Source organism: uncultured Campylobacter sp. (genome assembly GCF_938045775.1).
Taxonomy (GTDB): Bacteria; Campylobacterota; Campylobacteria; order Campylobacterales; family Campylobacteraceae; genus Campylobacter_B.
The window spans coordinates 1-20,091 of record NZ_CALIBH010000067.1 but is presented as its reverse complement, the minus strand read 5'-3'; the positions used below and the strand labels follow the sequence as shown (position 1 = coordinate 20,091).

The following is a 20,091-nucleotide window of genomic DNA, read 5'->3' as shown; positions in this document are numbered from 1 at the left end:
TGCGAGGCGGCTACGACGGCGCCGTCATCTCCGCAAAGGGGCTGCCGTGCCCGAATCTCTTTACCGGCGGGCATAATTTCCACTCGATCTACGAATACCTGCCCGTAGGCTCTTTAAAGGCAGCGAGCGAGGTGGTTAAGCAGATCATAACGCTAGCTGCGGCGCGAGCTTAGCTCGGGCGCTTTCTGTTCCGCGCGCAGATTTGATTTTAATTTAGCTCGTTCATTCCGCCGCGAAATTTTACCCTGCATAGCGTAATTTTTGGCCCCGTGGCGACGGATGATGCGGGCTACGACTACGATGCGGCTTTTAAGCGCTATCACTCAAGCGAGGAGATGGCGGAATTCTTGCTCGCGCTTTACGATGGCGACGCGTGCGTGGGTGCGGCGGATCGAAACAGCTTCGAGTTTAGCTTGGGAACCCCGCGATTTGACTACGCAGGCAAACGCTAAATTTATGCATTACGCGTCACGCGACGAGGCGTAAAATTTGAGTAACGCAGCGCCTGAGCTAAATTTGACTGCAAAGCGCGATAAAATTTAAAGAAATTCAAGGAACGAAAATGGGAAAATCCGCCTTGGTATTGGGCGCTACGGGCGTCGTGGGCAGGGAGCTGGTGCGCGAGCTTTGCGAGAGCCCGGGTTACGATGAGGTAGAGGTATGGACGCGCCGCGAGATAGGCTTTTGCCACCCTAAGCTTCGCGCGCAGGTCATTGATTTTGAGGGTATCTCGGATATTACATCGTATAAATTTGATGAAATTTTTTGCGCGCTTGGCACGACGATGAAGCAGGCGGGTTCGCGCGAGGCGTTTTTGCGCGTGGATGTGGACTACGTCTATGCGGCGGCGAAGTGGGGCAAAGCAGCGGGCGTGCGGTGCTTTGTGCTCGTATCAGCTCCGGGGGCGAACGAGGACTCGCTAAGCTTTTATCTACGCGCCAAAGGACGTATTGAGCGGCGCGTGAGCGAGCTTCGCTTTGACAGCCTTCAGATCGTCCGTCCGCCGTTAATCTTGGGCGAGAGGTCGGATACTCGCCCGCTAGAATGGATCGCGGCGGCGGTTTTTAAACTGCTGCCCGCCTGCGTGTTCGGTAAATTTAGACCGCTTGGCGGCGCAAGTATCGCCCGCTGCGAGCGTGATTTTTAGCTCAAAATCCTATAAAAATTCGCTTATTTTTTCTCTTTATTTTGTTTGATCTCCTCAAGACTTAGACCGCTTTTACCGATGCTGTCCATACCGAGCGTTTCGATCATCACGAGTATTGCGGCTGGGTCTTTGCCTAATACGCGCGCTAACGTGTCCGTAATCTCGGCGATGATTTGCTTTTTTTGCTCTTTTGTAGGCTCTGGAGCGGCTACTTTTATATTTACGAATGGCATTTTCTCTCCTTAAATTTTATAAAGCAGGGCTAATTATATCAAATTTTAGACTGTTACCCGTCTCGTTTGCGTTCTAAAATTTAAGTAGATATATTAGAATTTAACTTTAAATTTGATTTAAAGCTAGTATGATTATTATGTGATTTGGTAGTAGTAAAATTTGATAAATTTACCCAAAAGGAGCGAATATGCGTAAGAATTTTTTCGGTTCTATCGTTTTGGCTGCGGCCTTAGCAGGCGGCGCGCTTATAGCGGTGCCGCAGACTGCGAGTGCGGGCGTTTTGGCGCATCAGGTAAAAACCCAGGGCGAGCTTGGCTCGGTGTTTATCAACCCCTACGACGTGGCGCCTCTGACCGCCGTCATCGATCGCGCGGGCAAGGATATCAAGGATGTCCACGTGCGGGTGCTGGGCAAACCGGGCGGCGGCATCGACATCGCCTATAACGTCTCCGAGCATGCGCTACTGACGCACGACGGCGTGCCGATCTGGGGGCTGTATCCGGACTATCTAAACGAGGTCGAAGTAAGCTACGTTTTTAACGGCGAAAAGAAGGTCGAAAAGTATAAAATTTACGCTCAGCCGATCGTGACGTATAGCCGCGATTTTAGATTTAGCCATATGCAAAAGATGAAGGTCAAAAAGGTCGATCCTGCCTTTAAAAACAGGCTCTATCTCATCAACAACACCATCACGAGCGTTTATAAGCCGCTTGATTGGAAAAACGGCGGTGCCGCTAGCTGGAATGATTTCACCGAAAATTTTGTCGTCGATACGCAGGGCGAGGTCAGATGGTATCTGGACTATCAGAAATTTTACGACCGCAGCGAGCGCAGAGTGATGGACGGCGGCATGATGATGGGCTTTCATCAGCTGCCAAACGGCGATCTGAGCTGGGGCATGGCGCAGCGATATATGCGCTACGATATGATGGGCAAGGAGGTGTATAATCGCGAGCTGCCGCGCGGCTACATCGATCTTAGCCACGAGGTGATGCCGCTTAAGGGCGATCATCTGCTGCTTCGCGTCGGTAAATACAACTACCACCACGCAGACGGCAGGCTCTCACACACGATCAGAGATCACATCATCGAAGTGGATGGCAGCGGCAAGGTCGTGGACGAGTGGGATCTGAATGAAATTTTCGGCAAAAACGTCTATCGCAGCAACCTCATCAAAGCCCTTGACGCTCGCGCCGTGTGCCTAAATATCGATATGGACGCCAAAGAGATCAAAATCAGCGACGATCTGCCTTTCGGCGACGTAACCTCGACCGGCACGGGACGCAACTGGGCGCACGTAAACTCGATCTCATACGATCCTAGCGACGACGGCATCATCCTCTCGCTTCGCCACCAAGGCATCGTCAAGATCGGCCGCGACAAAAAGGTAAAATGGATCCTAGCGTCTCCTGAAGGCTGGAGCGCGGACTTTAAAGAAAAAGTGCTAGTGCCCGTGGATAAAAACGGCAACAAAATAAAATGCGAAAACTCAAGATGCGAGGGCGACTTCGACTGGTCGTGGACGCAGCACACCGCGTGGCTAACTCCGCGCTACGATAACAAGGGCTCTGTAAAATACATCAGCGTATTTGACAACGGCGACGGTCGCGGCATGGAGCAGCCTGCGCTAAAAGAGCAAAAATACTCTCGCGCGGTCGAGTACAAGATCGACGAGAAAAAGGGCACCGTCGAGCAGACGTGGGAGTTTGGCAAGGAGCGCGGATTTGACTTCTATAGCGCGGTTACTAGCGTCGTGGAGTGGCAAAAGGATAAAAGCACGTATTTTATCTCAAGCTCGAACGTCTATCTGCTAAAGCTCGATAAGACGATAAAAATGGTACTCGTGGAGATCGATCCGAAAACAAACGACGTCAAATTTGAGATGGACGTGGAGTCGGCGTCTAGAGACGACGTAGCCTACCGCGCGCTGGTGATTGATCCGAATATTTTTGATTATTAAAATTTCGCGGTGGGTTGGAATTTTGCTTTTAAATTTCACCTACTGCTTTGGTGTGGATAGAATTTTGCAAATTAAGCGCGAAATTTTAAATTTTATATAAGATGAATTTTTTAGCAAAGGAGCAAAAATGGAATTTGTAAGCTTAAACGACGGCAACAAGATGCCGATTTTGGGATTTGGCGTATTTCAGGTAGATCCGAAAGAGACGCAAAGATGCGTTGAGGATGCGATCTCAGTCGGTTACCGCAGCATCGATACGGCAAAGGCGTATTTTAATGAAGAAAGCGTGGGTGCAGCAATTAAGACGGCTCTTGCAGGCAGGTTAAAGCGCGAGGAGCTGTTTATCACTACTAAGCTTTGGATCAGCGACGCAGGTGAGGAGCGCGCGCTAAAGGCCTTTGATGCGTCGATGAAAAAGCTAGGACTTGACTACCTCGACCTTTATCTCATTCATCAGCCATATGGCGATATTTACGGCTCGTGGCGAGCGATGAAACGTTTGCGCGATGAGGGTCGTATCCGCAGTATCGGCGTTAGCAACTTCTACGCCGATCGGATCGTCGATCTGTGCGAAAACAGCGGCGTGATCCCTGCGGTAAATCAGCTTGAGTGCCATCCGTTTTATCAGCGTGAAGCGTTAAAATGCGTACTTGAGGGCTACGGCATAGCATTTGAATCGTGGGCTAGCTTCGTCGAGGGCAAAAACGATATATTTAAAAACGCCGTGCTAAGCGGTATCGGTGAAAAATATGGCAAAAGCTCAGCTCAGGTTATTTTGCGCTGGCTCATACAACGCGGCATAGTCGTCATTCCAAAAAGCGTTAAAATCGAGAGGATGAAGCAAAATTTCGACATTTTTGATTTTACGCTTGCGCCTGATGATATGGCTGCCATCGCTGCGCTGGATACAGGCAAGACGCTATTTTTCGATCACGCAGATCCTGAGCGCGTAAAGTGGATAATCCATGCCTTTGATAAATAAAATTTATTAAATTAAAGCGGATTGCATGCTTCAAAATTAAGCCGCGAGCGTGCAATCCTTGCTATTAAATTTGAGCTTGAGCTTGTAGCGATAAATTAGCCTGCTTGCTCAAGCGGTGTTGATAGTGTAGCCTGCTTTTTTATATATTTTTCTGTGGGAAGCCGCCTTGCCTTTGTCCGCTTTAATCTCAAATTTACCCTTTATTTTATACAATCTTTGAAATTTACCGCAAAGGAATTTTATGAAAATCGCTAAATTTTTAAGAATTTTAGCCGCCGTTTGCTTGCTTGGCGTAGGCGCAAACGCGCTAGAGGAGGGCGTTAATTATCAGGTGCTGCAAAAGCCGTTAAACGTGCCGAAAAACAGCGTCGTCAAAATTTTTAACTACGAGTGCCCGCACTGCTATGCGTTTGATAGGACGGTCACGCCGCAGCTGATGAAAAAGCTCGAAGGGACGGAGTTTTTGCCGTGGCACCTAAAAACCAAGGGCGTGTTCGGACAGACGGCGAGCGGTATATTCGCAGCCCTTATCGTGCTTGATGAAAAGGACGATGTGAGCCTACTAAGCGACGAGTCGAAATTTAAAAAAGCGAAATTTGCGATTTACAAAGCGATCCACGACAAAAAGGATGATTTTGGCGGCGGCAGTGATAAACAAAGGTTCATCAAAACCGCGCTGGATGCCGCGGGCGTAAGCATGAGCGAATATGAAGCGGCGCTTGCCAGCAAAAAGGCGCAGGCTCTGCTTACGCAGTGGGACGCGGGCTACGAAGTCGCGGTGATTTCGGGCGTGCCGGCATTTGTCGTCAGCGGCAAGTATCTCTTAAACACGGCTTCGTTCGGTTCCGTCGATGAAATGGCCGCCGCAGTAAAGGAGCTGCTGGAGAAATAGGTCTTGTCGCATTAAATTTAGTCGCGCCAAAGCAAGCTTTGTTTTATGCACCGCGTTAAATTTGGTCGCGGGGCTTTCAGTAAATTTTATCGCTAAGCCCTGCGGCACGATAGCGACTAAATTTTATGTTTTCAAGATGTGGATATCGGTGAATAAAATTTGAGCCAAAATTTAAAAATTTGACTTCAAATTTGGGTGCAAAAAGTTAAGGCGAAGTATTTTTACATCAGACGAGGCGGCGGTGAAAGAGGCGAGGGCGCATACAACAAGTAGTATATAACCAAGCTTCGGCGAAATTTACTTCTGCTTGCAGTTACGACCGCAAGGGAAGCAAAGCGAAGTATAGCGGAAAAAGACGAGCCGCAAAATAAAATTTAACGCCAAATTTGAACGTAGAAATTTCAAGGCGAAGTATTTTTGTCATAGACGAGGCGGATGAGCAAGGGCAAAGGAGCGTATAATATAATACGTGACTGCAGCCGGCAGCGAAATCGGGCGCCGTATAGGGCAAAAAGACAAGCCGTAAATTTAGATTACTCGCCGCTTAGTAGGATGTATCCACTCTCGCTGATATTTTTAAATTTAACCCCCAGCTCCCGCTTCAGCCTTAGTACGACGTTTTGTATCGCGCCCTTGCTCGTTTGCTCGCCCTCATAGACGAACTCCTCGATCATCTCGTAGCTCACGAGCTTGTTTAGATTATACGCGAAGAGCCAAAACAGCTTGTTTTGCAAAAACGAGAGATAAATTTCCTCGCCGTCTTTGTATATCTTTTCTTTAGCGAGATTTATGCTAGTTTGCGGACCCAGACGCACGAGCTTTTCGTCCTTTTCATAGGTTAGAGCCACGAGCAGGCGGCACAAAGCGGCGATATCGACGGGCTTTTTTAGAAACGACGCCGCGCCGTGCTCGATGCTTTTGATGAGGTTGTCGTCGGTGTCGTAGGAGGTAAAGACGATAAATTTTTGCGCGGGTTTGATGCGCATCATCTCCTTCATCATCTCAAAGCCGTTCATCGCGGGCATGTGGATGTCTGTGATGACGACGGCGGGGGCTAGCTTTTTAAAACGCTCCAGCCCCTCTAGCCCGTCGCCCGCGCCCCAGACGCTTAGGCAGTAGGGCTTTAGCCCGCCTATTAGCAGCTCTCTTGCGATCTCGTCGTCCTCGACGATGAGGACGCTCAGGTCTTTAAGCAGCTTTAAATGCTCTTGCATCTCACTCCTTTAAATTTGTCTCAAAGCTCAGCTCAAACGTCGTCGGATCGCCCGCGCTTAGCAGCCTAATGTCGCCTGAAAGCTTTTCGCTTGCCAGCTTTTTGCCAAAATACAGCCCGATGCCGCTTCCTTGCTTTTTGGTAGTTTTTGGCTGGGTTAAAATTTTATCCCGAGCCGCCTTGCTCACGCCGCTGCCGTAGTCTGTGACAGCTATCTTGCACGTGCCGTTTTCAAATTTGACGTCGATAAAAACCTGCCGCTTGACGATCTGCTCTTTGTATCGCTCCACGACCGCGTCCTTGGCGTTGTGAATGAGGATGAGTAAAATTTGCTGCACGATGCCCATTCGCTGCGTGGCCTCTTCGTCTTTAAACTCGCGCAAGCTTACCGCGACATTTGCCTTGCTAAGCTCGGTGTGCATGAGCTTTAGTAGGTCTTTGATGCAGCGCTGCACGCTAAATTTTTGCGGAGCGTCGCTGCTTTTATAAAAATTTCTAAAAATCTCGATCGTATCACTTAAAAGCACGGTCGCGGCCTGCCCCTTTTGCAGCATACTCTCTAGCGTCGCGGCGTCTAGTTTGCCGTCTTTTTGTAGCATAAGCAGGCTTGAGATCATCAAATTTAGCGAATTAACCGGCTGGATAAACTGATGATTGATGCCGCTGATTAGCTCGCCCGCCTCGCTCATACGGGCTTTGTGCTTGAGCAGGGCTTCGTAGTCGTCTTGCAGATTTTTGATTTTTGAGTACATAAAGTTATGGAGGAAATTTGCCACCAGCGCCAGCGCCGCGAACGCAAAAAGCAGGATAAGGGCGTTTTTTAGCGTGGAGTTAAGCAGCGCAGCGAGCTCCTTTTCGTTATCGGTGCCTGCGCCTATGAACCAGTTTAGCGTGGGGATCTCGGCGACGGAGATGAAATTTGAGCCGATATTTAGGCTCGTGATATCTTCGCCCCGTAGGAAAAGCTCTTTAAATTTATCCTCGATCTGCTTTTTTAGCGCCGCGTCTTTCATCGGGGTTAAAATTTCGCCGCCGTGGGTTACGATGAATGCGTAGGAGTTCGGCGCGAGTTTAAATTTTTCCATATTTTTTAGTATGTTTTGCAGCTTCACCACGCCGCAAAACACCCCCGCAAACGAGCCGCCGTCCATGACGGGCACGCATAAATTTAGCGTCGGCTCGCCTAAAATTTTATGGCGCTGCATAAAATTTACCGTGGGTGCGAGCGTGCTTTTGGTCTCCTCAAACCATACAAGCCCCGTGCGCAGGCTCTTTGGCATCGCTTCGTTCTCGCCTAGCCCCTTGCCGTCTACGAAAATTTCTCCGTCCTCGCGCAAAAACTGCAAGGCGTCGAATTCTGCGGAGTTTTCTTTAAAAAGACGTATGAAGCCGCCGAGCTTTTCGTCGTCTCGTATCGCGCCTGCGTTTTGCATAAATTTAGCCGCGCGCACCAGAGAGTGCAGCCGCTCATCCAGCCAAAACGAGAAGCTCCCGACCATATTTTCGCTAGCGGCGATCTTGTTTTTATCCGCGAGCGTCGTGATCTGCGCCTTGGCGTCCTCGTAGTTTTTCACGCCCAAAAGCACCACGAAAAGGCTTGCGAAAATGATGATGAAGTAGATTTTAAAATTATGCTCGCGTAAGGCTCTCATGCGGCGAGTATAGCAAAATCGGTCTAAATTTAGACCGATTTAAGCTTTTTTCAGAGTTAAAATTTTGCAAATAAACATCGCGGCGAGCACGACGAAGCAGACGCCAAAGCCGATTAGCGTGCAGTCGGCCATCGACATAAATTTGCTTGATGGGATCAGATACCAGCCCTCCTCGTAAAGATCGACGAGATATTTTTGAAAGCCGCTTAGCGTGACGCCCTCAGGCACCATCGGGCTATCGTAGCCGCAGTCGCCCGTAGGCAAGAACCAATCGGGCGCCCACCGCTCAAGCGGCAGGCCGAAAGGATAATGCGGCTCGGTCGAGCAGCCCTGCACGCCGAACGGATCGTCTCCGTGCACGGCGTCGTGGATTTTAGCTAGCTTGACGCTATACATTATGCCCTGGATAGCGCCCCAAAAGGCTAGTAGATATCCGAGTGCGGCCAGGAGCAAATTTTTAGGATTTATGATCGCGACTAGCCCTCCTAGCGCCATGCACAAAAAGGCAAAGCGGATATAGACGCACTGCTCGCAAGGCGGCATATAGACGTAGTTTTGAAACAGCGAGTGCGCGAGGATTACGAGTCCCACGCTCACCGCTATAAGGATCGCCCACGGCAGGCGGCTACCTCCGAATTTTGCTATTTTTTCCGCAAATTTCATGCCCGCGCCCTATTTTTTGAGCAGCTCTTCAATTAGCTGCGCCATGCCGTCGATAGAGCTGATGGACTTCGTCATGATGAGGTATTTGCCGTTTACGACAAACGCCGGCACGCCTTGGATTTTCGCTACGTCGTAGCTCTCGTCCCATTTTTTAAGCAGTTCGGCGACTTTCGGATCTTCTAGCTTCTTTTGATAGTCCGCTTCGCTAATGCCCGCCGCATCAAGCCCAGTCTTTAAAAACGCAGCCTCGTCCTTACCATCGCTCCAGCGCTGCTTTTGATCGTGATAGGCTTTGTAGTAGGCAAATTTCGCCTTTTTAAACAGCGAGTTTTCATCTAGCAGGCTAACGCCCTTCTCTTCATCCATCACGGCTAAAACGGCAAAAATTTTACTCGCTGCCTCGCCGTATTCGCCTTTGGTTTTTAGATGAAACGGCACGTATTTTAGCCCCGCGACCTTTTCTACGACCTTCGGCGTGACGGTTTTGTCGTATTTGTAGCAAAACGGGCATGCGTAGCTAAAGACCTTAACTAGCGTGTTTTGCTCTACGGGTAGCGGTTTTTGCAGCTTTACGTAGTCCTCGCCCTCGGTAAACGCGGCAGCGCTTATAGCGCCAAACATCGCTACGGCTAAAAAGCCTTTGCTAAATTTAGAAAGTAGGTTCATGGGATACTCCTTAAAATGATTTCGTTTGGGTTAATTTTATATCCTCTCGCCGCCGCAGAACTCACGCTAAGATAAATTTTAGATTAAATTTATAGAATTTCGGCTAAATTTTGGCGCAAAAGCTAAAATTTGAAATTATTTTTTATAATTAAGCAAGTTTTAATAAACGCGTGATTTCTACGTTAGCGAGGTTGATTAAAATTACGATATCAAACCAATTCAAAGGAGAATAAGATGAAGCGAACTCTTTATTCATTTGCGCTAGCTGCGGCGCTTTTAGGTGGTCTAAGCACGGCCGCGCTGGCTATCGGCGGACCTAGCGGCGCACACATCGACTACGCCGTCCCGGGCAAGATCGGCGAAGTAGTCGTAAACCCATACGACATCGCGCCTCTAACGGCGGTGATCAAAAACGGCGGCTACACGCTAGCAAACGCTAAAGTCACTATCGTGCCGAAGCCGGACGGTCAGGTTATCAGCTATAAAGTCGCCGATAAACACCTTCGCACGCACGGCGGAATCCCCGTTTTCGGGCTCTACCCCGACTATCAAAATACCGTCGAGGTCGAGTACGATAAAATTTATAAAGGTGGGACCGAGCACGTAAAAGAAAGCTATAAAATTTACGCTCCAGCGATTTATCTAGAGAGCTCTGGCATGCCGTCTCAAAAGGGCGCGCTGTTTGATAAAATCGAGGTCGTGAAGGCTCCGAGCGCGAAATTTGCCAACCGCCTCTACTACGTAAATAACTTCGTAAATAAAACCGGCAAGGGCACCAAAGTCGTGTGGAACAACCCCGCAGGCGGCGCGATCGAGTGGAACTACAGCCCGAACAACTTCATCCTAGACACCAAAGGCGAAGTGCGCTGGTATCTGGAGCCTAGTAAAATTTACGATCTCAAACAGCCTTTTTCCGCGGGCGTCATGATGGGCTTTAAGCAAAACGACGACGGCGCAATGACGTGGGGATATGGCCAAAGATACGCAAAATACGACATAATGGGACGCGAAATCTTTAACCGCGAGCTGCCTGCAGGATACAACGACTTCTCGCACTCCATGGACGTAGCGCAAAACGGGCATTATTTCCTCCGTGCGGCAAATGCCAACTATAAGCGCGCCGACGGTAAAAACGTCCGCACCGTGCGCGACGTCATCGTCGAGGTCGATCGTGACGGCAACGTCGTGGATGATTTTAGGCTATATGAAATCTTAGATCCGTATCGCGACATCGTGCTAAAAACTCTCGATCAGGGCGCGGTGTGCCTAAACATCGATGCTAGCAAAGCAGGCCACACCGCTAGCTCGGACGAGCTAGCCGCGATGGATACGAACGAAAAATGGGGCGACATCGTGGGCTCGGGCCCCGGACGCAACTGGGCGCACGTAAATAGCGTGGATTATGATCCAAGCGACGATAGCATCATCATCTCCAGCCGCCACCAAGACGCCGTCATCAAGATCGGCCGCGACAAAAAAGTCAAATGGATAATGGGCGCTCACAAAGGCTGGAAAGATCAGTTTAAGGGCTATTTGCTTCAGCCGGTGGATAAAGACGGCAAAAAAATCGTCTGCGAGGACGAGTACTCAAAATGCCCTGGCTACGAGAGCGAGAAGGGCGGATTTGACTGGCAATGGACGCAGCATACGGCATTTCGCATCGATAGCAAATCTAAAAAAGGCGTCGTGTATCTCACAGTCTTTGACAACGGCGACACCCGCGGTATGGAGCAGCCTGCGATGGCTGGCATGAAATACTCCCGCGCGGTCGTTTATAAAATCGACGAAAAAGCTAAAACCGTCGAGCAGGTCTGGGAATACGGCAAACAGCGCGGCAGCGAGTGGTACAGCTCGGTTACTTCGCTAGCGCAGTATCAAGACGACCTTGATAGCGTAATGGTTTACTCGGCGGTCGCGGGCATGCAGTTTGACATCGCCAAAGGTCGCCCCGTCGGCGTGCCTAGCCCGCATATCGACGAGTTTGAATGGGGCGCAAAAGAGCCGTCAATCGAGATAAAAATGACCAACGCGATGGGCTATCAGGCGTTTCCGTTTAGCCTAGAAAAGGCGTTTGAGAAGTAAAATTTTAAAATTTAGCGGCTCTTGGGCGACGCGCTTCGGGGTCGCTTTATACGACTAAATTCTACACATCCACTGGGCGGTTTCATATAATTCATAAAATTCTAGGTTTGCAGTACCGATTTTGGCGCAAGACGGCGCGCATCCAAAGCGAGTAAATTAAAGCTGAGCCGCTTGCGTAGGTTTGGCATTAGGGGCAGGGCGGTGCGTAAAATTTAGTAAATTTTAGCGCCGTTATGGCGCAAGGGGAGCGCTCGAGCAGCATTTGCAGTCAAACTACCGCCGCGTGACGCGCGGAGTGTTTTCTGCGCGCGAGAGGACTTTGCTGTGGTGCCGACGTAAATTTTATCTGCGCGGCATTTAAATTTAGCCTAAAATTTCTCCGACGAAAAACAGCGCCGACATCGCAAACGTGCTGAGCGCGACAACCTTTAGCTGTCCGTCGAAATCGCGGCACTCCCGCACTTTCGAGATGAAAAATAGGTGCCGAATAAGCGGTGCAAAGCTAATTACGTAGAGTAGTTTTACGCCCGGCTCGCCGCGCAAAAGCGAGTAGCAGAGCATCAGGCCCGCTCCGCCCGCGATCAGCGCGTAGTGGTAGCGCTTAGCGGCGCGCAGTCCGATACGCACGGGGATCGTGCGCTTGCCTTTGAGCGCGTCGTTTTGGATGTCGCGCATGTTGTTTAGATTTAGCACGGCGGTGCTTAGCATCCCGCACGCACACGCAGGTAGCAGCAGCGCTGCATCGAGCGAACGCGCGTATAAAAAGTACGAGCCCAGCACGCTAAGTAGTCCAAAAAACAAAAACACGAAAACGTCGCCGAGCCCCAGGTATCCGTATGCGCCGGCTCCCACGGTGTAGCGGATCGCAGCATATATCGACGCGCCGCCCAGCGCCAAAAATAGAGCCACGAGATAAAACCGCTCGCCGAACGCCAAAACGCTTAGCGCAAGGCTCGAAAATGCAGAAAGCAGCGCCGTAACGATGATGACGCGCTTCATCTGCTCGGCGCTCATCTGCCCCGTTTGTATCGCGCGACGCGGCCCCAGCCTGCCATCGTCGTCGGTGCCTTTTACTGCGTCGCCATAGTCGTTGGCGTAGTCGCTTAGCACCTGAAACAGCAGCGTCGTAAGCAGCGCCAGTGCGAAAATACCCGCTCTAAATACGCCCGCGCTGTATGCCGCGCCGCTACCCAGTAACACGCCCGAGACGCTAAGCGGCAGAGATCTAAGGCGCGCGGATGCGTAAAGAGCTTTTGCGGTTATCATTTTTTTTGCCTTTTTAAATTTATACGCCGAATTTACGGCAAACCCAACTTAAAATTTAGCGGAAAAACGCCAAAAATATTATAAATTTAGACTATTCGTAGAGTAAATTTTATTTAAATTCGCCTTTTTAATATAAATAGCGGTAAAATAGAGCCAAAAATTTTAGGAATCGTGATGAAAAAAGTTCTTACCGTTCAAGATATATCCTGCGTGGGCAAGGTTTCGCTGACCGTCGCCTTGCCGATACTAAGCGCGATGGGGATGAGCACAAGCGTGATCCCTACGGCGGTTTTATCGATGCATACGGGCTTTTCGGGCTACACCTTTTGCGATCTAAGCTCTCAAATACGCGCAATTATGGCGCACTGGAAAGACCGCGGAGTGGTATTTGACGGCATCTACACGGGCTTTTTGGGCTCGGCGGCGCAGATCGAGATTATGAGCGAGCTATTTGCGAGCTTCGGCGGCGCGGGCAAAACTATTTTGGTCGATCCTTGTATGGGCGATAACGGCGTATTTTATCCTGGCTTTAACGAGGATTTTGCCCGTATGATGGCGCTTCTGTGCGCTCAGGCCGACGTAATCACGCCCAATATCACCGAGGCCTGCGCGATTACAGGCGTGCCGTACCGAGAGGGGGCGGATAGGGATTTTATCATGGATCTGCTTGCAAGGCTTCGAGAGCTGGGCGCTAGGCAGGTTATTTTAAAAGGCATCGGCTACATCGCCGATCAGTGCGGGGTTTTCAGCTACGATGCGCGCACGGGTAGGACGAATGAGTATTTTCACGAGCTGCTGCCGGTTAAATTTAACGGCACCGGCGATATTTTCGCAGCCGTAGCCTTCGGCGCGATAATGCGCGGCAAGTCGCTAGAAACGGCGGTTCGCATCGCCGCGGACTTCGTCGTCAGCACGATCAAAGAGACGATGAACGACGAGGAGCGCAAGGACTACGAGGGGGTGAATTTCGAAGCGATAATCCCCGAGCTGGTGAGGAAAATCTAAGTTCTAGACGGATTTGGAACTCGCCGCGCGGACAGAGGATTTGTGGCAGAACTTTAAAATTTTACCGCAAAAGGAAATTCCTAAATTTTATCTGCGGCGTGAAATTTTAAAATTTCAAAATTTATGTGTCGTGTGGGGCATGGAATTTTAGAATTCATGCATTGCGCGGGCTTATAATTTTATCTCCTGCATAAAATTTTAAAATTTGCACCGACGTAAAGATGCGAAATTTATCACTAGCGCTGAATTCTAAACGCAAGGCTACAGCGAATTTATCTGCTTGCGAGTTTGAGCTGCATTTTGAAATTTCGTACAAAATCTGCTTAAAATTTTATTCCTGCGAGTCGTGCGCCATGCACTTATAAAATAATCTCAAAATTTATGAGTAAAATTTATATTAAAATCCATATCGATGTCACGCAGTTATGGTTTTCGGTATAGAATTTACGCGATGGGTTTATGGCACGAATTTTATTTGAAATTTCGCTTTAAAAATCTAAAATTTGCGCGGTGAAATTCCATCTGCAGTGGAAAGCTATCGCGTGAAATTTTGCGGCTGCTGCGTTTTGTGATATAGGCAAAATGCGCACCGAGCGTGAAATTTTACAGCAAATATTGTGGAAAAATTCTATTATTTATCGCGTAGCGGTAGAATTTTACTGCGCGAAATCAAGCAGAATTCCGCGCATAAGTCTATAGCCGAAATTTACGCCGTGGCGAATGAGCTTACTCGCACAAAAGGGTGCTAGCGCAAAATTCCATAGCCGAAATTTCCTGGGCAGAGCTTTACTTTGTAAATTTTAAAACTAAATTCCACTTCGAGTATTAAAATTCTAAGTTTACTTAGCGGGCGAGATTTAAGTGATAAATTCCACCCGCTGTGTAAATAGCAAGCGCTTTAAATTTCATTCCACGGGCGCTTTGCTTTGCAAAAATCGCACGAGCGTCTCGTATTCGTCGGGCTGCAACCCCGAGTTTTGTATCATCGTCTCGACCACGCTGGGCCAAACATTGACGTTGAACTCGTCGTATCCGTGTAGCGCGTGACAGCTGCCGCAGCGCTCTTTGAATAGATTTTCGCCCGCGTCGTAAATTTTAGCCGCATCGTCCGTCACGGCAAGCTTCGCGACGTAGCCGTCTATGGTGACGTTCGCCCATTCGTTATCGTAGTCGTCCTTCACGGTCTTTAGCGTCTTTAGGCTCTTTGCGTTTTGCGCTTGCAAATCCTGCTCCAAAATCCCAAGCCTTGCGTAACTTACGTTGCTTCCCTCGGGCACGAAGCCCGCGTATCGCACCTGCACGTAGTCCTTGCCGTCCTTTAGCACTTGCAGCTTTGCGCCTACGTGCAGCTTGGCGATCTCCTTGCCGCCCGCTTTGTTTAGAAGCGGGGTTTGAGCCGCGACGAAAAGATCCGCCGCGCCCAAATGGCAAGCTGCCGCGAGTAAAAACGCCGCTAGCGCTTTGGATAAAATTTTACTTCGCTCGGGTGCGTAAATTTTATCCGTTTCGCATGAAATTCTATCTGCGCCGGACGATGAAATTCTAACTGAGCGAGGCGATGAAATTTGACCCCGCTCGCTCGCGTAAATTTTAAAATTTTGCCTCATCGCTAGCTCCTTTTGCCGAATTTCGGCTGTGAAAATACCGCAAGCGGCGGAAGCTCGCCCTGGAATTTCTCGATCTGCACCAGCGCGGTGGCTTGGTTGCCGCACGCAAGCTTCGAGCTGGGCTCGTTTGGCACCAGCACGTTTACGTTGCCGTGTACGCACATATCGCCGCTTGCGCTAAAGAGCGGATCCCACCAGCCGCCCTCTTGCATCCTCACGACGCTTTGCTTTACGTTTTCGGTGACGATGAGCCCTGCAAGCGCGGCGCCGCGATCGTTGAAAATCCTAACTACGTCACCGTTTTTAAGCCCTCTTGCTTCGGCATCTTTTGGGTGCATCCACACGGGCTCGCGACCGCCGATTTCTTCTAGGCTTCGTAGCCAAGTGTTGTTTAGCTGCCCGTGCAGGCGGTATTTCGGATGCGGGGTTATTAAATTTAGCGGATACTTTTGCGTCTTTTGCGCGTTCCCCAGCCACTCCATCGGCTCCATCCATGTGGGATGCGCAGGGCAGTCGTCTAGCGCCGCTTTAGCGATCTTTTTCGAGACGACCTCGATCCTTCCCGACGGCGTTCCGAGGCGGTTTATGATAGGATTTTTTCTAAATTCCTCCATCGCTACGTATTCATAGGCGTGCTTTGGAATTTCAAATTTCACGAAGCCCTTTTTCCAAAACTCCTCAAATTCCGGCATCTTTATATTCGACGCGTCCGCTTTTTTCTTCGAAGCGTCGTAAAATTGCCTGATCCACTCCATCTCGCTCTTGCCCTCGCTAAACGCCATATACTCCTTCTCGCCGAACTGCTTTAGAATTTCGCAGTAAATTTTATAGTCGTTTTGCGCCTGCTCGTAAGGTTCGGCGATCTTATGCATAGCGATGATAAATTTATTAGTATGCGACTTGGTTATGTCGTCGCGCTCCTGCTCGGTGGTAGCGGGCAGAACGATATCGGCCATGCGCGCGCTCGCCGTCCAGAAGCACTCTTGGACTATGAAGGTGTCGAGCTTTTCAAACGTGCGCGCGAGTAAATTCGTATCAGGGTGGTGCAGATACGGGTTACCGCCCGCCCAGTAAGCAAGCTTGATGTTAGGGTAGGTTATCTTTTTGCAGTTAAAATCTATCTCCTTGCCGGGATTGTTGATGCAATCGACGATGCGAGAGACGGGGATTGCGATGTTGTCGCGGTTTTTCCACTCGCCCTCGCTGGCAGGCACGATACTCATGCTGCCTAAGCCCGGGAAAGCCGAGGAAGTAGTCGCCGCGCCGCTTGTGAGGCTTAGCGCGCTTCCTACGGGAGCTGCGGGGCTAGGGCAGCCGCCGTCGCTGTAATGATAGCCAAAGCCGTATCCGCCGCCCGCAAGCCCGATCTGGCCCACGAAAGCGGCAAGCACCGTCGCCATCCAGTGAAACTGCTCGCCGTGATGAGCGCGCTGCGGACCCCAGCCGCACATTATCATAGTGCGCTTGCTGCCTAAAATTTTAGCCAAGCCTTTGATCTCATCCTCGCTCACGCCGCAAATTTTAGACGCCCACGCCGCGTCTTTTTTGAGCCCATCTTCGCTTTCGCCTCTAAGATAGGCTTTAAATTCTTCCGCGCCGTGAGTGTATTTTTTAAGAAATTTCTCATCCGCAAGCCCTTGCGCCATCATCTCATAACATATCGCCATCATCATCGCAACGTCGGTGGTAGGGTTGATCGAAATGTGCTCAGAGCCTAAAAATTTAGCGGTGTTGTTATATACGGGATCGATCGTGATCACCTTTACGCCGCGCTTTTGCATCTGCTCTTTTAGCTTTGCGAAATACAAATAGCTCTCGTGATCGGGCACCGCCCACGCGATCTGATTGGTATTGATCGGATCGGCACCCCAGATGAGCACTGCTTCGCTATGCTTTAGGATCGTAGGCCACGCGGTTTGCAGGGCGTTGGCCTCGTCCGTTCCGCTGATGTGCGGGGTTATCGCGCTTATACAGTGGCACGAATAGTTAAGCTTTCTCGTAGTGTAGCCGCCGATGATATTTAGCATGCGACCGAGCAGGGTTTGTGGGTTATTTACGCTGCCGACGCTGTACCAGCCGTAGCTGCCGCCGTAAATCGAGCTCGCGCCGTGCTCTTTAAGCACGCGCTTTAGCTCGTCCGCTACGAGTTTATACGCCTCATCCCAGCTAATCTCGATCCACTCGTCCTTGCCGCGCATGCTTTTGTCGCTCTGCCAGCCTTTTTCTAGATAGCCTTTTCGCACGCATGGTCGCGCGATTCGCGTAGCATCGTATGTGCGCGCCGCAAGCCCCTGAGTAAGGCTGACCGGAAAAAAATCGAGCTCACTCTCGCTTAAAACGCCTTCGAATTTGCCATTTCGTCTAAGAGCCCTAACCGCGCCGAAATGCGAGGCAGTGATCGGCGCATCCTCGCTATTCATCAGATCGTCGCTGATGACGCTAGTGGCGTTCGCACTCGCCACACCTGCTGCGCTCGCGGCAACGCCTTTTAAAAATTCGCGTCTTTTCATTTTCTCTCCTTTAATGTGAAATGAATGAAAGATTTATGGAATTTTAGCATTAAAAATTGCGAATTTTCGGTCTTAAAATGAAATTTTAAGTTATAGAGCGAAATTTTATTTTTCTATTTTTAAAAGAGCGCTCAAATTTCGTGGCTTATAAAAGCTTAAATTATAAATTAAGTTTTTAAAATAATTTTACTTTAAAAATTTATTTTTGAAATTTTGCACATCGACTCTTAAAAAATTTTAGAATTTTTGAGTATATCAAGAGCTCGTCGGTATTAGGCGCTATAAAATTTCATAGCGCCAGTAAGTCATAGATTGAAAATTAGATATTGATGCGACTACCGTACGCAGGCTGTAAAACATGGCAATCGTATATTTTTGCGCTTATTAAGGAGGATGTATACTTTCGGCTAAATTTTTAAAAACAAATAGAGCAATAAAATTTAATGCCATTAAATGACAGTATCTGACAACGAAAAGTGAAATAATACGAAAAATTTTAAGGAGGAAGAAATGAAAAAAATCATTTTAGCTTTGGCTTTTTTAAGCTCATTTATGTTTGCTGAGGAGGCGAAAGAACCGACGCCCGAGGAGGTGATAAGCGAAATGGAAAAGGCTTGCGAAAATGGCAAGGGTTTTGCGAATGAGAACGCGACCATGAAGTATGAGGAGACGTGCGGTATGGTTGGCGCGGCATATGAAAATATCCCTGAATTAGGCGATCTCGGCGTAAAGCAAGATTTACAAAAAGCCTTTAAATTTTATAAAAAAGCGTGCAACGGCGGCCATGCTCTTAGTTGTTTCGGGTTAGGAGGGTTTTATCATGAAGGAAAAGCGGTAGCAAAAGACGATAAAAAGGCTCTTGAGTTCTTTGAAAGGGCATGCGATACGGGCTATGAAAGCGGCTGCACTATGGCGGCTATTATGAGAGGCGATGCTGCAGATATAACAAATGCGTCTGCGCAATATAAGAAAGATTGCGATAACAAGGGTGATATATTTGCTTGCGGTGTATTTGCTACTCTTATGGAAAGAAAGGATAGTAAAGAAGCAGCGAAATACTATAAAAAAGCCTGCGAGTTCGGCAAAAATAACTCGGATCTCGCATTACAAAATAGTCCTAGATTTAACGATGCGGTAAAGCGATATTGCAGCAGATCCGCCGAGCTTGAAGCGCAAAATTTAAGGGCTATGCAGGACGTAATTAAAGCGAAAATCGCCGAAGAGTATAGAATATCTTGCGATTCTGAGGGGAACTGGGTATCTTGCGCGATATACGCCTCTAATATAGAGAGCGACGATCAAAGAGCGGCGATGAGATACTACGACAAGGCGTGCAAATTGGGCAAAAAAATCATAAGTGTCGATTCCAACAAGATACTGCAAAAATCTTGCGAAAAAGCCGCCCGCTGAGGTGATTTTAAATTTATATGAGGAGTTGTAATGAAAAAGATGATTTTAGCTTTAGTGCTGTTGGGCTATGCAGCGTTCGGCGGTTTGGGAACTAAAATAGATGAAATCGTCTGCGAAGCAGGACGCACTGATTCCTGCGTCTCTGCTGCCGCATCGTATCTGAAAGAAGCTGAGCGATCAGATAATCTGACGCCTGAGATTTATCTAGGCAAAGCTGCAGAATTCCTAGGCAAAGCTTGCACAGGCAAGCATAAAGCAAGTTGCTTGCAACTTGGTATGATGTATCAAGAGGGAAAGGGCACCAAACAAAATATGGCGCAAGCCGCGCAGCTTTATAAAAAGAGCTGCGATGGCATAGGCGGAGAATGGGAGGCTTGCGGATTGTATGCAGAGTATCAAATCGGCATAGAAGAAATGCAGGAGGCGGCACTCTATTACGAAAAAGCCTGCAGACTCGGCGACTGGGCGCGTCTTGGTACGACGGACGAAAAAGTAGGAGATATCGTAAATCATTTATGTGAAGCGTCCGAATCACTAAAATCGTTCCGACCTAAAGAGTCTGCGGCGCAAAGGCTTCTACGCGATGCCGCACGACCTTAATTATGTGGCAAAGCTATAAAGTGAGTGCTTTTGCTAGGCGTAGTTTTCACAATATATCACTAGTCACCGCTTACCCAATTGTGAGTATTTTGGAATTTAACGGCATAAATTTAAAGCCGCTTGATTAACTTCTGCGAAGCATTTAGTGAGATTATATGATTTTAAAATTTAAATTAAGAAGGACGGCATAGTCGTGAAATTT

18 protein-coding genes and 1 pseudogene are annotated in these 20,091 nt (G+C 49.0%); 11 read left to right on the top strand and 8 right to left on the bottom strand.

Annotated features, from left to right (window positions below):
* The 3 genes and pseudogenes from Q0238_RS12240 to Q0238_RS02295 form a co-directional block, all read left to right on the top strand.
* Positions 1-173, top strand: a pseudogene (locus Q0238_RS12240) (peptidase T); the annotation flags it as partial.
* A 96-nt stretch (positions 174-269) separates the two neighbouring features.
* Positions 270-452: a hypothetical protein gene (locus tag Q0238_RS02300; protein WP_297942534.1), complete on the top strand. Its 183-nt coding sequence runs from the start codon at positions 270-272 to the stop codon at positions 450-452.
* 110 nt (positions 453-562) lie between these two features.
* The gene (locus Q0238_RS02295) at positions 563-1,147 is read left to right on the top strand and encodes an NAD(P)H-binding protein (RefSeq protein ID WP_297942531.1); all 585 of its coding nucleotides are present in this window, start codon (positions 563-565) and stop codon (positions 1,145-1,147) included.
* Positions 1,148-1,170: 23 nt separating this feature from the next.
* On the opposite strand, the gene Q0238_RS02290 is transcribed toward Q0238_RS02295, so the two are convergent.
* Positions 1,171-1,380: a 4-oxalocrotonate tautomerase family protein gene (locus tag Q0238_RS02290; protein WP_297942528.1), complete on the bottom strand. Its 210-nt coding sequence runs from the start codon at positions 1,378-1,380 to the stop codon at positions 1,171-1,173.
* Positions 1,381-1,568: 188 nt separating this feature from the next.
* Between Q0238_RS02290 and Q0238_RS02285 the strand changes: the two genes are divergently transcribed.
* The 3 genes from Q0238_RS02285 (at position 1,569) to Q0238_RS02275 (ending at position 5,215) form a co-directional block, all read left to right on the top strand.
* Positions 1,569-3,341 carry an aryl-sulfate sulfotransferase gene (locus Q0238_RS02285; RefSeq protein WP_297942526.1) on the top strand — a complete coding sequence of 591 codons (1,773 nt, stop codon included), beginning with the start codon at positions 1,569-1,571 and terminating at the stop codon, positions 3,339-3,341.
* Between the two features lie 127 nt (positions 3,342-3,468).
* On the top strand, positions 3,469-4,323 hold the full coding sequence (locus tag Q0238_RS02280; protein ID WP_297942523.1) for an aldo/keto reductase: 855 nt from the start codon (positions 3,469-3,471) through the stop codon (positions 4,321-4,323).
* 241 nt (positions 4,324-4,564) lie between these two features.
* Positions 4,565-5,215 (top strand): thiol:disulfide interchange protein DsbA/DsbL, encoded by a 651-nt coding sequence (locus Q0238_RS02275; protein ID WP_297942521.1) that lies wholly within the window; start codon positions 4,565-4,567, stop codon positions 5,213-5,215.
* Between the two features lie 533 nt (positions 5,216-5,748).
* Here Q0238_RS02275 and Q0238_RS02270 read toward each other — a convergent pair.
* Genes Q0238_RS02270 through Q0238_RS02255 form a run of 4 tightly spaced genes read right to left on the bottom strand, consistent with a single transcriptional unit; the run spans position 5,749 to position 9,409 of the window.
* A complete protein-coding gene (locus Q0238_RS02270) occupies positions 5,749-6,429 on the bottom strand; it encodes a response regulator (RefSeq protein ID WP_297942518.1) in 681 nt (226 codons plus the stop codon).
* 1 nt (position 6,430) lies between these two features.
* Positions 6,431-8,080: a sensor histidine kinase gene (locus tag Q0238_RS02265; RefSeq protein WP_297942515.1), complete on the bottom strand. Its 1,650-nt coding sequence runs from the start codon at positions 8,078-8,080 to the stop codon at positions 6,431-6,433.
* Between the two features lie 39 nt (positions 8,081-8,119).
* A complete protein-coding gene (dsbI, locus tag Q0238_RS02260) occupies positions 8,120-8,743 on the bottom strand; it encodes a protein-disulfide oxidoreductase DsbI (protein ID WP_297942512.1) in 624 nt (207 codons plus the stop codon).
* A gap of 9 nt (positions 8,744-8,752) precedes the next feature.
* Entirely contained in the window at positions 8,753-9,409 is a 657-nt protein-coding gene (locus Q0238_RS02255; RefSeq protein ID WP_297942509.1) for a thiol:disulfide interchange protein DsbA/DsbL, read from the bottom strand.
* A gap of 234 nt (positions 9,410-9,643) precedes the next feature.
* Between Q0238_RS02255 and Q0238_RS02250 the strand changes: the two genes are divergently transcribed.
* Positions 9,644-11,491, top strand: a complete 1,848-nt coding sequence (locus Q0238_RS02250; protein WP_297942506.1) for an aryl-sulfate sulfotransferase — start codon at positions 9,644-9,646, stop codon at positions 11,489-11,491.
* Positions 11,492-11,854: 363 nt separating this feature from the next.
* Here the strand turns inward: Q0238_RS02250 and menA are convergent, their stop codons facing one another.
* A complete protein-coding gene (gene menA, locus Q0238_RS02245) occupies positions 11,855-12,757 on the bottom strand; it encodes a 1,4-dihydroxy-2-naphthoate octaprenyltransferase (RefSeq protein WP_297942503.1) in 903 nt (300 codons plus the stop codon).
* Between the two features lie 174 nt (positions 12,758-12,931).
* Here menA and Q0238_RS02240 point away from each other — a divergent pair, with 174 nt between their 5' ends.
* Positions 12,932-13,762: a pyridoxamine kinase gene (locus tag Q0238_RS02240; RefSeq protein WP_297942500.1), complete on the top strand. Its 831-nt coding sequence runs from the start codon at positions 12,932-12,934 to the stop codon at positions 13,760-13,762.
* Between the two features lie 617 nt (positions 13,763-14,379).
* Positions 14,380-14,511, top strand: a complete 132-nt coding sequence (locus Q0238_RS02235; RefSeq protein WP_297942498.1) for a hypothetical protein — start codon at positions 14,380-14,382, stop codon at positions 14,509-14,511.
* Positions 14,512-14,667: 156 nt separating this feature from the next.
* On the opposite strand, the gene Q0238_RS02230 is transcribed toward Q0238_RS02235, so the two are convergent.
* Positions 14,668-15,369 carry a hypothetical protein gene (locus Q0238_RS02230; protein WP_297942496.1) on the bottom strand — a complete coding sequence of 234 codons (702 nt, stop codon included), beginning with the start codon at positions 15,367-15,369 and terminating at the stop codon, positions 14,668-14,670.
* A gap of 2 nt (positions 15,370-15,371) precedes the next feature.
* Positions 15,372-17,879 carry a molybdopterin-dependent oxidoreductase gene (locus tag Q0238_RS02225; RefSeq protein WP_297942493.1) on the bottom strand — a complete coding sequence of 836 codons (2,508 nt, stop codon included), beginning with the start codon at positions 17,877-17,879 and terminating at the stop codon, positions 15,372-15,374.
* A gap of 510 nt (positions 17,880-18,389) precedes the next feature.
* Between Q0238_RS02225 and Q0238_RS02220 the strand changes: the two genes are divergently transcribed.
* Complete coding sequence (locus Q0238_RS02220; protein ID WP_297942492.1) at positions 18,390-19,289, top strand: tetratricopeptide repeat protein; 900 nt, start codon at positions 18,390-18,392, stop codon at positions 19,287-19,289.
* Between the two features lie 30 nt (positions 19,290-19,319).
* The gene (locus Q0238_RS02215) at positions 19,320-19,889 is read left to right on the top strand and encodes a hypothetical protein (protein WP_297942490.1); all 570 of its coding nucleotides are present in this window, start codon (positions 19,320-19,322) and stop codon (positions 19,887-19,889) included.
* Positions 19,890-20,091: the final 202 nt, after the last annotated feature.

What these genes read in the sequence shown, in the direction of transcription:
- Q0238_RS02295 (WP_297942531.1), top strand. Translation starts at nt 563, where the DNA reads ATGGGAAAATCCGCCTTGGTATTGGGCGCTACGGGCGTCGTGGGCAGG.
- Q0238_RS02290 (WP_297942528.1), bottom strand. Translation starts at nt 1,380, where the DNA reads ATGCCATTCGTAAATATAAAAGTAGCCGCTCCAGAGCCTACAAAAGAG.
- Q0238_RS02285 (WP_297942526.1), top strand. Translation starts at nt 1,569, where the DNA reads ATGCGTAAGAATTTTTTCGGTTCTATCGTTTTGGCTGCGGCCTTAGCA.
- Q0238_RS02280 (WP_297942523.1), top strand. Translation starts at nt 3,469, where the DNA reads ATGGAATTTGTAAGCTTAAACGACGGCAACAAGATGCCGATTTTGGGA.
- Q0238_RS02275 (WP_297942521.1), top strand. Translation starts at nt 4,565, where the DNA reads ATGAAAATCGCTAAATTTTTAAGAATTTTAGCCGCCGTTTGCTTGCTT.
- Q0238_RS02270 (WP_297942518.1), bottom strand. Translation starts at nt 6,429, where the DNA reads ATGCAAGAGCATTTAAAGCTGCTTAAAGACCTGAGCGTCCTCATCGTC.
- Q0238_RS02265 (WP_297942515.1), bottom strand. Translation starts at nt 8,080, where the DNA reads ATGAGAGCCTTACGCGAGCATAATTTTAAAATCTACTTCATCATCATT.
- dsbI (WP_297942512.1), bottom strand. Translation starts at nt 8,743, where the DNA reads ATGAAATTTGCGGAAAAAATAGCAAAATTCGGAGGTAGCCGCCTGCCG.
- Q0238_RS02255 (WP_297942509.1), bottom strand. Translation starts at nt 9,409, where the DNA reads ATGAACCTACTTTCTAAATTTAGCAAAGGCTTTTTAGCCGTAGCGATG.
- Q0238_RS02250 (WP_297942506.1), top strand. Translation starts at nt 9,644, where the DNA reads ATGAAGCGAACTCTTTATTCATTTGCGCTAGCTGCGGCGCTTTTAGGT.
- menA (WP_297942503.1), bottom strand. Translation starts at nt 12,757, where the DNA reads ATGATAACCGCAAAAGCTCTTTACGCATCCGCGCGCCTTAGATCTCTG.
- Q0238_RS02240 (WP_297942500.1), top strand. Translation starts at nt 12,932, where the DNA reads ATGAAAAAAGTTCTTACCGTTCAAGATATATCCTGCGTGGGCAAGGTT.
- Q0238_RS02230 (WP_297942496.1), bottom strand. Translation starts at nt 15,369, where the DNA reads ATGAGGCAAAATTTTAAAATTTACGCGAGCGAGCGGGGTCAAATTTCA.
- Q0238_RS02225 (WP_297942493.1), bottom strand. Translation starts at nt 17,879, where the DNA reads ATGAAAAGACGCGAATTTTTAAAAGGCGTTGCCGCGAGCGCAGCAGGT.
- Q0238_RS02220 (WP_297942492.1), top strand. Translation starts at nt 18,390, where the DNA reads ATGAAAAAAATCATTTTAGCTTTGGCTTTTTTAAGCTCATTTATGTTT.
- Q0238_RS02215 (WP_297942490.1), top strand. Translation starts at nt 19,320, where the DNA reads ATGAAAAAGATGATTTTAGCTTTAGTGCTGTTGGGCTATGCAGCGTTC.